At 57.1% G+C, this 12,066-nt stretch carries 11 protein-coding genes; 1 reads left to right on the top strand and 10 read right to left on the bottom strand.

Annotation, left to right across the window (positions count from 1 at the left end; translation table 11 throughout):
• Positions 1-105: 105 nt before the first annotated feature.
• The 10 genes from fghA to ACFPDR_RS00490 all read right to left on the bottom strand — a co-directional run bounded on the left by fghA (position 106) and on the right by ACFPDR_RS00490 (position 11,162).
• A complete protein-coding gene (fghA, locus tag ACFPDR_RS00535) occupies positions 106-999 on the bottom strand; it encodes an S-formylglutathione hydrolase (protein ID WP_035269721.1) in 894 nt (297 codons plus the stop codon).
• Between the two features lie 127 nt (positions 1,000-1,126).
• The gene (locus ACFPDR_RS00530; protein WP_026483572.1) at positions 1,127-2,233 is read right to left on the bottom strand and encodes an S-(hydroxymethyl)glutathione dehydrogenase/class III alcohol dehydrogenase; all 1,107 of its coding nucleotides are present in this window, start codon (positions 2,231-2,233) and stop codon (positions 1,127-1,129) included.
• Positions 2,234-2,385: 152 nt separating this feature from the next.
• Positions 2,386-3,627, bottom strand: a complete 1,242-nt coding sequence (gene clsB, locus ACFPDR_RS00525) for a cardiolipin synthase ClsB (RefSeq protein WP_035269720.1) — start codon at positions 3,625-3,627, stop codon at positions 2,386-2,388.
• A 41-nt stretch (positions 3,628-3,668) separates the two neighbouring features.
• Positions 3,669-4,520, bottom strand: coding sequence for an endonuclease/exonuclease/phosphatase family protein (locus tag ACFPDR_RS00520; RefSeq protein ID WP_009457467.1), 852 nt, complete (start codon positions 4,518-4,520; stop codon positions 3,669-3,671).
• An 18-nt stretch (positions 4,521-4,538) separates the two neighbouring features.
• Positions 4,539-6,326, bottom strand: coding sequence for an aspartate--tRNA ligase (aspS, locus tag ACFPDR_RS00515; protein WP_009457464.1), 1,788 nt, complete (start codon positions 6,324-6,326; stop codon positions 4,539-4,541).
• Positions 6,327-6,368: 42 nt separating this feature from the next.
• A complete protein-coding gene (locus ACFPDR_RS00510) occupies positions 6,369-7,028 on the bottom strand; it encodes a DUF502 domain-containing protein (RefSeq protein WP_083054980.1) in 660 nt (219 codons plus the stop codon).
• 11 nt (positions 7,029-7,039) lie between these two features.
• Positions 7,040-7,303 carry an FmdB family zinc ribbon protein gene (locus ACFPDR_RS00505; RefSeq protein WP_083054982.1) on the bottom strand — a complete coding sequence of 88 codons (264 nt, stop codon included), beginning with the start codon at positions 7,301-7,303 and terminating at the stop codon, positions 7,040-7,042.
• A gap of 204 nt (positions 7,304-7,507) precedes the next feature.
• Complete coding sequence (locus ACFPDR_RS00500; protein ID WP_376910173.1) at positions 7,508-8,767, bottom strand: putative Na+/H+ antiporter; 1,260 nt, start codon at positions 8,765-8,767, stop codon at positions 7,508-7,510.
• A gap of 43 nt (positions 8,768-8,810) precedes the next feature.
• Positions 8,811-9,755 (bottom strand): 4-hydroxybenzoate octaprenyltransferase, encoded by a 945-nt coding sequence (ubiA, locus tag ACFPDR_RS00495; RefSeq protein WP_035269713.1) that lies wholly within the window; start codon positions 9,753-9,755, stop codon positions 8,811-8,813.
• A gap of 210 nt (positions 9,756-9,965) precedes the next feature.
• A complete protein-coding gene (locus ACFPDR_RS00490; RefSeq protein ID WP_035269711.1) occupies positions 9,966-11,162 on the bottom strand; it encodes a PLP-dependent aminotransferase family protein in 1,197 nt (398 codons plus the stop codon).
• Between the two features lie 295 nt (positions 11,163-11,457).
• Here ACFPDR_RS00490 and ACFPDR_RS00485 point away from each other — a divergent pair, with 295 nt between their 5' ends.
• Positions 11,458-12,063 carry a HutD family protein gene (locus ACFPDR_RS00485; protein ID WP_226348185.1) on the top strand — a complete coding sequence of 202 codons (606 nt, stop codon included), beginning with the start codon at positions 11,458-11,460 and terminating at the stop codon, positions 12,061-12,063.
• Positions 12,064-12,066: the final 3 nt, after the last annotated feature.

Below are 12,066 nucleotides of genomic sequence, written 5' to 3'. Positions count from 1 at the left end.
TCGGTGGGCAGGACGCCACAAACAGGCAAAAAACCGTGGCTGCCTGAGAATAACGCCTTAACACCCACCTGAAAATAACAAAGTGCGACCTTGTTTATCCAGCGATCACAGTCGCTCGGCGTGGAAATTCAGATGGTCCTGAATGAAGGTCGAGATGAAGTAGTAGCCGTGGTCATAGCCGTCGTGACGGCGCAGGGTCAAAGGCTGTTTGGCCTGCTCGCACGCCTGCTCGAATACTTCCGGATACAGTTGTTCGGCCAGAAAGCCATCGCTCAAGCCCTGGTCCACCAAGATACCGGCAGGATACGGCGTACTGGTCTTGGCCATCAGGGCACTGGCGTCGTGTTGTTCCCAAGCCTGGCGATCCTGACCCAAATAGGCACCAAAGGCCTTTTCGCCCCAAGGGCAGCGGGTCGGCGCAGCAATAGGCGCAAAGGCCGACACGGAGCGGTACTTGCCAGGGTGGCGCAAAGCCAGCGTCAAGGCACCGTGCCCGCCCATGGAGTGACCAAAGATACCGACACGGCGGGCGTCGCCGGGCAGGATAGTCGTGACCAGATCAAACAGCTCCTGGGTCACATAGCTTTCCATGCGGTAATTCTTGCTCCAGCCGGGCTCAGTGGCATCCAGATAGAAACCGGCACCGGTTCCCAGATCCCAGCCATCGTCCTCCCCGTCCACACCAGCGCCACGCGGGCTGGTATCGGGAGTGACCAGCATGATGCCGTGCTCGGCAGCGTAACGCTGGGCACCGGCCTTGATCATGAAGGTTTCTTCCGTGCAGGTCAGCCCTGCCAGAAAAAACAGCACAGGCACACGGCCTTGCCCGATAGCCTCTGCCAGGCTGGCAGCCCCTTTCTGAGCGCTGGCCTGTAGTTGTGGCGGCATGTACACAGAAAACCGCATGGGCAGGCCAATTGTCTGCGAAGCGTGTTGGTAGTAGCGCTGCCAACCATTAAAACAGCGATGTTCGTTGAGCAGTTCCAGTGTCTGAGTCATAGCCCCCTCGTGTTCTCAATTGCAGATCCGGTCCAAAGCCCGTGGCACGCCCAAGGGCAGCATACGAGCTCTGAAACCGGGATAAAGGGTGCAGGCGACTGCCTGCGCCCTTTTCAAGCGACGTCTATCAGTACATCACCACCGAACGAATGGATTTGCCTGCATTCATCAGGTCAAAGCCTTCGTTGATGCGCTCCAGCGGCAAAGTGTGGGTGATCAGATCATCGATATTGATCTTGCCATCCATGTACCAGTCCACAATCGTAGGTACGTCGGTACGGCCACGAGCGCCACCAAAGGCAGAGCCCTTCCATTCGCGGCCTGTGACCAGCTGGAACGGACGGGTGGAGATTTCGGCACCGGCTTCGGCCACACCAATAATGATGGACTGGCCCCAACCGCGGTGGCAGCACTCCAGTGCCTGACGCATCACCTTGGTGTTGCCGATACACTCGAAGGAGTAATCCGCACCGCCGTCAGTCAGTTGAATAATGTGGTCGACCACGTTTTCAACCTCGTTAGGGTTCACGAAATCGGTCATGCCAAACTGGCGAGCCATGGCTTCGCGCTCGGGGTTGATGTCCACACCGATGATCTTGCCAGCACCAACCATCTTGGCGCCCTGGATCACGTTCAGGCCAATACCGCCCAAACCAAACACCACCACGTTAGCGCCCGCTTCCACCTTGGCGGTGAACAGCACAGCGCCCAAGCCTGTGGTCACACCACAGCCGATGTAGCACACCTTGTCGAAAGGCGCGTCGCTACGAATCTTGGCCAAGGCAATTTCCGGCACCACGATGTGGTTAGCGAAAGTCGATGTGCCCATGTAGTGGTGCACTGGCTTGCCGCCAATGGAGAAACGCGAGGTGCCATCGGGCATCAGGCCCTTGCCCTGAGTCGAACGGATCGCGGTACACAGGTTGGTCTTGCGCGACAGGCAGGATTTGCACTGGCGGCACTCGGGCGTGTACAGAGGGATCACGTGATCGCCGGGGCGCAAGCTGGTCACGCCAGCACCTACATCCAGCACCACGCCTGCGCCTTCATGGCCCAGAATCGCTGGGAACAAACCTTCTGGATCAGCACCCGACAAGGTGTAGTAATCGGTATGGCAAATGCCCGTCGCCTTGATTTCGACCAGCACTTCGCCCGCTTTGGGACCTGCCAGATCGACCTCTTCAATAGTTAGCGGAGCGCCCGCTTTCCAGGCAACAGCTGCACGTGTTTTCATGTGGTCCACCCTCCGGGTAAAAGTAATTATGGTTACGGCAAACTCGGTCCTTCGGGACCAAACTCTTAAAGTATAGAGAGTATTTTATAAGGCGCTGCCCGGCTGGCGGCACCTTGTATGGGTAAAGACCCGTACAAATCACCTGGCAGGCATCAATACAAGGACGATTTACCCGTCAGCAGCACGCCCAGGCGCAACATGCCATAAGCCAGATAATCGCCCAGTCGACTGAACAAACCCAGACGCTGATACTGCTCCGGGTAGACGCGCGCTGCATTGTGCTCGATCTCGTACTCCAGCTTGGCCTGCAGGTCCTGGGTGAAAGGCACATCCTGAATCAACACATTAGCCTCGCGCGCCAACAGCAGACTGAACGGGTCCAGATTGGACGAGCCCACCATGGAGTAGTCGTCGATAACGGCGACTTTAGCGTGTAAATAGCTGGCCTTGTACTCGTACAGCTCGATGCCATGATCCAGCAACTTCCCGTACATGAATCTACAGGCCCGATATTGCAGGAAGTATTCGGCATGGCCTTGCAGCAACAAACGCACCCGCACGCCTCGTTCCGCCGTCTGTTCGATACGGCGACGCAAGGTACGGCCCGGAAAGAAATAGGCATTGGCCAGCACCACCTGCTCCTGCGCTTTGCCGAGCAAGTGCAGATACGCCTGCTCAATCTGCTGCCGATGGCGCACATTGTCCCGCAGCAGCAAGCAGGCCCGTACTCCTTCAAAAACCTGCCCGGCCTGCTCCGCCTTCTTGCGCGCCTGACGCCGCTTGCGCCATTCACGCCACAGGGTAAAGCGCTGGGTGAAGCTGTCCCAATCCTTGCGTCTGCGCCAGGCCATGCGCAGCCATAGAGCCTGCTGAGCACGCACCATATCGTCGACAATGGGCCCTTCGCAGCGTACAGCAAAATCAAAGCGCGGCCTGCCCTGTCCATTGATCAGGGGCACTTCATCAAAGTCGTCCAGAATATTGATGCCACCCACAAAGCCAATGCGCTCATCGACCACCAGCATTTTCCGGTGCAGTCTGCGCAAACGTCGCAAGGACAAGCGCGGTTCGCGCCACCCTTGGGGTTTGGGGCGATAAATCCGGTAACGGGCACGCATGGCCTTCAACTGCTCAGCAATCTGCAAGGCATGCACATCACTGCCAAAGCCATCAATCACCACACGTACGCGTACACCCCGCTCACAGGCTCGTCGCAAGGCGTCCAGAACGCTGTGACCGCTGTCATCCAGGTTGAAGATATAGGTTTCCAGATGCAGACGCTTTTTCGCCTGATCGATAGCTTCGCAAATGGCCGGAAAGAACTCCTGGCCGTTTTGCAGTAAGGTGATTTGATTACCTTCGTGCCATAGTGGATCGCGCTTCAGACTCGGCATGCTTGCTAGGCCTATGCGTTAAGAAACCACTGAACGCCCCTTTACGGCAGCTCCAGCTCGGTCAGGATGGGGGCATGGTCGGACAACTGTTTCCAGGGGTCTCCCACCAGTACACGGGCATTACGCACTGCAAAACCACGCTGGTAGACGCGATCCAGACGTAGCCAGGGAAATGCCGCGGGGAAGGTACGAGGCGGTGGCGTCATGCGTGCGGCACCGTTCACGCCCAACTGAATGCCTTGATCCGGCACGACCAGCCCGCTTTTGCGCATGGTACGCAGCCATTTGATGGGCTGACGCAGTCGGAAACGGTTATCGGCCTGACCACGAGGCGAAAACGAAAATACCTCGTACAGATTCAACTGCTGCACAAAGATAGGTGCCAGGCGGTTATTCCAGTCGTTGAAGTCGCCTGCAATCAGCAAGGGCTCGTCCGCAGGGACAATGCGCTTGATGCGATCGAGCAAGGCCTGAACCTGACGAACCCGGCCGCTGTTGAACAATCCCAGGTGCACCACAATGCAATGCACCGGACGGCCATCGACATCAATGACGGCATGAAGCAAACCGCGCTGCTCCATACGATGGTCAGAAATGTCCTGGTTTTCGTACTGCAGAATGGGAAAGCGCGACAGCAAGGCGTTGCCGTGGTCCGTATGAGGGCGAACCACGTTGCAGCCGTAAGCCGTATTCATGCGCAAGGCAGCGGCCAGGGATTCGTGCTGGGCGTCCAGACTGCCTTGCAGCTGGTTACGCCCCTGCACTTCCTGCAAAAACAACAAGTCGGGAGACAGTCCGTAAAGTCCCAGGCGCAGATCCGCCAAAGACTCCCGTTTGCCCGAAGCCGAGCGGCCTTTGTGAATGTTGTAGCTAACTACCCGAATCACTGACACGCCGTCCCCCGTTCTGACTTACTTGTTTTCAACAGCCCGCAGACGAATGTGCAACTCGCGCAGCTGCTGCTCGTCCACAGCCGATGGGGCCTGGGTGAGCAGACACTGAGCACGCTGTGTCTTGGGGAAAGCAATCACGTCACGGATCGAATCGGCACCGGCCATCAGGGTGACCAGACGATCCAGACCCATAGCCAGACCACCGTGTGGAGGCGCGCCGTATTGCAGCGCATCCAGCAGGAAGCCGAACTTCAGTTGTGCTTCTTCAGGGCCGATCTTCAAGGCATTGAACACTTTGCTTTGAACGTCAGCACGGTGGATACGGACCGAACCGCCACCCACTTCCCAACCGTTCAGCACCATGTCGTAAGCCTTGGCAAAGGCCTTGCCGGGATCTGTTTCCAGCAGGTCCTCGTGGCCGTCTTTGGGGCTGGTGAAGGGGTGGTGAGCTGCAAAGTAGCGGTTTTCGCCCTCGTCGTATTCGAACATGGGGAAGTCCACCACCCACAGGGGTTTCCAACCTTCTTCAACCAGACCGTTCGCCTTACCGAATTCGCTGTGACCGATCTTGATACGCAGGGCACCAATCGCATCGTTCACGATCTTGGCCTTGTCAGCACCAAAGAAGATCAGGTCGCCGTTCTGGGCGCCCGTGCGCTCCATCACCTGTTTCAGAACCTCAACATTGATGTTCTTGACGATAGGCGACTGCAGACCTTCAGGGATCGAGGTCACATCGTTGACCTTGATGTAAGCCAGCCCCTTGGCACCGTAGATACCGACGAACTTGGTGTATGCGTCGATTTCGCTACGTGGCATGGCGCCACCACCAGGAATGCGCAGAGCAACCACGCGGCAGGAGGGGTCGTTGGCCGGTGCGGAGAAGACCTTGAAGTCCACTTCACGCATCAGGTCAGCCACGTCCACGAACTCCAGCTTGACGCGCAGGTCAGGCTTGTCCGAACCGTAGCGCTGCATGGCTTCAGTCCAGCTCATGGTGGGGAACTTGGGCAGTTCCACGTTTTGCACAGTGCGGAAAATGTGCGTGACCATGCCTTCAAAAATATCGCGAATCTGCTCTTCGTTCAGGAAAGAGGTTTCGCAGTCGATCTGGGTAAATTCAGGCTGGCGGTCAGCACGCAAGTCTTCGTCGCGGAAGCACTTGGTGATCTGGTAGTAACGGTCAAAGCCCGACACCATCAGCATCTGCTTGAACAGCTGGGGCGATTGGGGCAATGCAAAGAATTCGCCTGCGTTCACACGCGAGGGAACCAGGTAGTCGCGAGCGCCTTCAGGGGTGCTCTTGGTCAACATGGGGGTTTCAATATCAATGAAACCCAGGTCGTCCAGGTAGCGACGGGATTGCATGGCCACTTTGTAGCGCAGCATCAGGTTGTTCTGCATTTGCGGACGGCGCAAATCCAGCACACGGTGCGTCAGACGCGTGGTTTCGGACAGATTGTCATCATCCAGCTGGAAAGCAGGCGTGACCGAAGCGTTCAGGATCTCGATTTCGTCGCAAACGATTTCGATCTCGCCCGAACGCAGGTCCGGGTTGACGGTGCCTTCAGGACGAGCCTGAACGCGGCCAGTAATGCGCAGGCAGTACTCATTACGGATACGTTCGGCCACTTCAAAGGCCTGCACGTTGTCAGGGTTGACGACAACCTGCGCCAGACCCTCACGGTCGCGCAGATCAATGAAAATCACACCCCCGTGGTCGCGGCGACGATGTACCCAGCCAAACAAATTGACCGTCTGGCCCAGGTATTCTTTGGAAACCTCGCCGGTATAACACGTACGCATCTAGGATGACTCCGAAATAGTAAAAACTGCAAATTGGAAAATTCAGGTTCCAGCCAAGGGGGGTGTCCCTTCAGGACCCTCCGGCTGGTCAGAAACAGGGGGCAAAGCGATCGGCTCGGTAGGGCTGACCACTCCCATGGATACGATGTATTTAAGCGCCGCATCCACTGTCATGTCGAGCTTGTGTACATCCGCCCGAGGCATCATCAGGAAAAAACCGGAAGTCGGGTTGGGCGTGGTGGGCACGTAGACGCTGACAAAGTCCTCTCCCAGTATCTGCGCCACTTGTCCGCCCGGCGTGCCGGTCAAAAAGGCAATGGTCCAGGAACCAGCCCTGGGATACTGCACCAGAACGGCCTCGCGAAACGCCTGACCATCGGGTGCCAACACCGTATCACTGACTTGTTTGACGGAATTATAAATGGAACGCACCAAAGGAATACGCCCAAGTAGCAATTCCCAACGATCCACAACGGCACGGCCCAGATAATTGGCCGCCAGCAAACCCGTGCCAAACAAGACGGCCAGCACCAGCACAATTCTAAAGCCGGGAATCCGCAGGCCGAACAGGGCCTGCGAAGACAGAAACTCCGGCACTACGCTCTCCAGCGTTTCGATCAGCAAAGTCATCACCCAAACGGTGATGACCAAGGGCACCCAGATGAGCAGGCCAGTGACGAAATAACGCTTGAAGGGGCGCATAAGAAGTGGTGTTAGCTGGACGATGAGGAACCAGATGTCGCCGCAGGCGCGGGTGTGGACGTAGCGCCACTGTCCGCGGGCTTGCTGCCACCCTGGTTACGAAAATCCGTTACATACCAGCCCGTACCCTTGAGCTGAAATCCGGCCGCCGTTACCTGTTTGGTAAAGGTAGGCTGGTTACATTCTGGACAAACCTCCAAAACGGGGTCCGACATTTTTTGCAGCACATCTTTTTCGTATTGGCACGAGCTGCATTTATACGCATAGATAGGCACGACTCATCCTAACAAAAAGCCGAAACAAACTTCGAGATACAAATAAGTAGGGTCGAAACCAGCAAATTTCAAGCCGGAGACCCGCTCAATCAGCAACCGCAAAGGGTTCCCAGGGGCGCTTCTGCCGTGATTTTAGCCCTTTTGGCGTTCAATCGCACTGAACTTCGCCCCGGCTAGACAAGCCGCCCCTGGCGGCCATCCGGTTCAGATCAAAAACATGCAGGCTGCGACCAGGGTTGGCACCATGGCACTGAGCAGCAAACGCAGAGGCGAGATCGCACCATCCGGGAAGCTGCCTTTCAGAATGGAGAAGCCGGCGGGGTTGGGCGCGTTGGCAATCACGGTCAGACCACCGCCCGTAACCGCACCGGCCACCAGCATATAGCGCCAGATATCCGAGGTGCCTTCCACCAGAGAGCCCAGATAGGTCAGCGCCGCGTTATCCGTTACTGCCGTCAAGGCCGTCGCCCCCCAGAACAGCACGGTGGGCGACAAGCCGCCCAGCAGATCCTGCAGCCACCACTTTTGCAGACCGCCCAGGACCACCAGACCGGCCAGGAAGAAGCCAACCATCAGGCCTTCACGCACCAGCAAGGGGTTCTGGTAATGCTTGTAGGAGTGGGCGTAGCCAATAAACAGCATCAGCAGGGCCATGAACACAATGGGGTGATGCGCGCCCAGCACAATCGCCACCAGGAAAGCCACGTGAATGGCCATGACGGTAATGGGCACTGTACGCTGTGCCTGTTTTGTTTCAGGCATGCCCTGTCCCATTTCCATCAAGGCTTTACGGCAAACCAGGGTGACCAGGGTGGCATTGATCAAGACGGCCATCACAGCACGCCAACCAAAATGCGTCGCCATAAAGGCGGTGTCCCAGCCAAAGGTGCTGGCCACCATCAAGACCGGAGGGGCTGCATAGGCAGTCAGCACGCCACCAATAGAGACGTTCACAAACAGCACGCCCACGGTTAAATACTTGAAACCGGCATGGCCTTGGTGACGGAAATAGGCTTTGTGCAACAGCAGCGCCGCCAACGTCATGGCAGCAGGCTCGGTAATCAGGGAACCGGCCAGAGGCACTACCGAAATAGTGATGAAGTAGGTGGAAATCTTGTCAGACACGGGCACGACACGCGCCAGCACCGACACCGTCTTGTTCACCAATTCCAGAATCGGACGGCTGGCAGCAACCACCATGATCGCGAACACAAACATGGGTTCGGTGAAGTTGCGGGTTTCCAGATACTCGATAGCGGACTGCAAATCCACAAAAACGGCCATATAGGCCACCAGCACACAGGCCCAGACGCCAAACACGGCCTCGACCTCGGACAACATGTGCCACAGCCCCGCGTGGCTGCCGCCTTTATTGGCCAGGCGGGCGAATACCGGAACCGAGAAGGTGTGGACGATGGCAATGGCAAATAGCGCCGTTGCGACATACTCAAGAGGAGAGGCCATTCTTCAAACCTTTAAAGCTTTACGTAAATTGCTTGAATGCAGATCAAGCCAGGCTGATCGTGCCAGCCAAAGCGGCCACCACCAGCAACACACCAACCCAGATGTTGGCACGGAAAAGGCGCAGGCCTCGTTCGGGATAGCGCACGTCAAACTGCCGCATCTGCCACAGCAGATGAATGCCGATGACGGCCATCACCACGTAATACAAAATCCGCTCGTTCAGCAGAAAACCGCCCACCAGCCAGCAGGCCATGGCGGCGATGTAAAAACCGCTAATCCAGGTTTTGCCTGCATCGCGGAAACGCAGAGCCGTGGAGTGCAGGCCCAGCTTGGTATCGTCAGCCATGTCGATATAGGCATAGATGGAGTCGTAGCCCACCTGCCACAAAATCGCGCCCACCCACATCAGGATGGCGCCAAAAGGCACCATGTTCTGCGTATCGGACCAGGCCATCAACATGCCCCAGTTAAAGCAGATACCCAGAACCACTTGCGGCCAGTAGGTAAAACGCTTGCACAGGGGGTAAATCATCACGATCGGGAACAGGGCCAGTGCCAGCCAACGGCTGTACTCATTGATAGCCAGCAGCAGCAAGGCACACACGGCCATTTGCGCCAGCACGAAGATCACCGCCTGACGCATGGTGATCTGGCCACTGGTCAAGGGCCGGAAACGGGTACGTTCAACCTGATGGTCGAAATTACGGTCCGCCATATCGTTAAAGCAGCAGCCAATACCGCGCATCAACAAGGCGCCCAGAGAAAAGATCACCAAACGCCACAGGGTAGGAATACCGTCCGCTGCCTGCACCAGAGCGGCCAGAGCGGGCAAAAGGGTCAGCCAGGTGCCTACAGGCCGATCCAGCCGACACAAACGGGCATACGGCCCCCAGGACGCTGGCAAATAGCGGGCCACCCAGTCATTGTTGGGGCGCATATCGGACAGATCGGGACGCGGGGAAGATTCCGAAGCGGATGGAGATGTCATAGAGGTAAAACCTAAATCCAGGCCTCAAGCCATAGACTGAAAACAGGCATACCCTCTGGCAGAGGGTATGCGGTGGATTCCAGGAACCTGTTCATGCTCTGGGAGCAAGCAAAACGCAATGGCCGGCGCTGAAAACCACAGCGCTGGCCAGGCCAGCGCATGAAAAGACGCAGACCCATCAGTCTGCGTCCCTTGCCTGCCAAACGACGATCAGGCTTCCTTGATGAGTTTACCCAAGATGGCGATGCCTTCGCGAATTTTTTCCTCGGGCACGGTGGCAAAGCTCAGGCGCAGGGTGTTGCGCTTGACGTCCTTGCCGGCGTAGAAAGGTTCGCCCGGAACAAAGGCCACCAGGTTCTCAATGGCTTTTTGCAGCAGGACCGTCGCATCCACATGCTCGGGCAAGGTCACCCAAATGAACATGCCGCCTTCAGGACGGGTCCATTGAGCCGTCGTCGGGAAGTTCTTGTCCATGGCGTCCAGCATGATGGCGCACTGTTTCTGGTAAATATCGCGCACTTTGGGCAGGTGCTTTTCCAGGAAACCGTTATGGACGGCTTCGTAAACAGCCATCTGTGTCAGTGTGGAGGTATGCAAGTCCGTGGCCTGCTTGATCTGCACCAGTTTGTCGATGATCTTGGCGGGAGCCACGATGTAGCCCAGACGCAGGCCAGGAGCCAGCACTTTGGAGAAGGTACCCAGGCGTATCACGGTAGCACCGGCTTTGCGGCCCAAGGACAGCAGGCTGGGCAGACGCTCGCCGGCGTAACGCAGTTCGCCGTAGGGATCGTCCTCGACGATCGGGATATGCGCAGCCGCACATCGCTCTACCAGATCCTGACGACGCTCCAGAGGCAGGCGCAGGCCGGTAGGGTTCTGGAAGTTGGGCAGTGCGTACAGCAGACGGGCACCCATGGCTTCAGGAGCCGACACGTACTCGGGGATCATGCCCTGGCCATCGGTAGGAATAGCCACGAAAGAGGGATCGTACACAGACAAAGCCTGCAAAGCGCCCAGATAAGTGGGCGACTCCACCAGCACCTTGCTGCCTTCATCAATGAACAGCTTGCCCAGCATGTCCAGGGCTTGCTGCGAACCGTTCACCAGCAGGATTTCGTCGGCGTCCACAGGAGCACCTTCGGCGCTCATTTGCTCTGCCAGCCATTGGCGCAGGGGCAGATAGCCTTCCGTCGTGGTGTATTGCAGTGCCACACGGCCCTGCTCGCTCAGTACCTTGTTGAACGCGCTTTGCATTTCCTCGACAGGAAAGCCGACTGGAGTGGGCAGACCGCCCGCAAAGGAAATAATCTCAGGACGCGCAGTGACCTTGAGAATTTCACGAATTGCGGAGCCACTCAGTTTCTGGGCACGTTGGGAAAAGGTAAAAGACTGCGAGAGGGTATCCATGATTCGGGGAAGTCCTGAAGAAGAACGATTAAATACTTCATATGCAAACTTTCTAGCTTGCAATAAATAACGCAGGATGCCGAAAAAACCAGGCATCCTGCACCTTTGAATGAATTATGACTCGGGTTTATTAGCGTATACCTTGCCACCAAGCGGCTTGCAGCGCAAGTAGCTCAAGGGTTTGTGCTCGGGATTTACCCTGAAAAAACAGCCTGCCCTTCAAGACGATCGTCGCACTTTGTCTATACTCAGCTATTGTATATACAATTGAAAATCCGCCCGGAGCCATGCCACCATGAGCCAGCCCCACCCTGCCACTTTGCTTCGTCTGCTAAACATCAGCAGCCTGCCCGCGCAGCCGTGGAAAAACGGTGGCGGCACCACGCGCGAGGTGCTGTGCCATCCCGAACATTCCGACTATGAGCACTTTGACTGGCGCATCAGCCTGGCCCAGGTCCAGACCTCCGGCGATTTTTCCCGTTTCCCCGGCATAGACCGACACATCATGTTGATCGAGGGCGACAACATGCAGCTGATTCACGACCAACACGTCCATGTGCTGCATCCATTCCAGCCCTACGCCTTCGCCGGCGAGGACAAGATGGCCTGTTTGTTACCACTCGGTCCGACACAGGACTTGAACCTGATGCTGCGCCGGGGCCGAGCCCAAGGCAGCTTGCACGCATGGCAAGGACGGAACGACTCCATGAAATTGGCCGCTGGTACGCATTTTCTGTACGCACCGCAAGGCGGCTATCAACTCCAGGCCGACACACACAGCTGGACCCTGGGCGCCGGGCAAGCCCTGACAGGCAGCACACCCGCCCCCTTGTCCCTGCAACTGCAGGCCGACCCTGCTGATGCCCCGCTGGTCTACGTCTATATCGCTCCCACGGAATGAAAT

It is taken from the genome of Alcaligenes sp. GCM10023179 (assembly GCF_042653705.1).
Lineage (GTDB): Bacteria > Pseudomonadota > Gammaproteobacteria > Burkholderiales > Burkholderiaceae_B > Alcaligenes > Alcaligenes phenolicus.
This window is presented reverse-complemented; position numbering and strand designations above follow the sequence as displayed.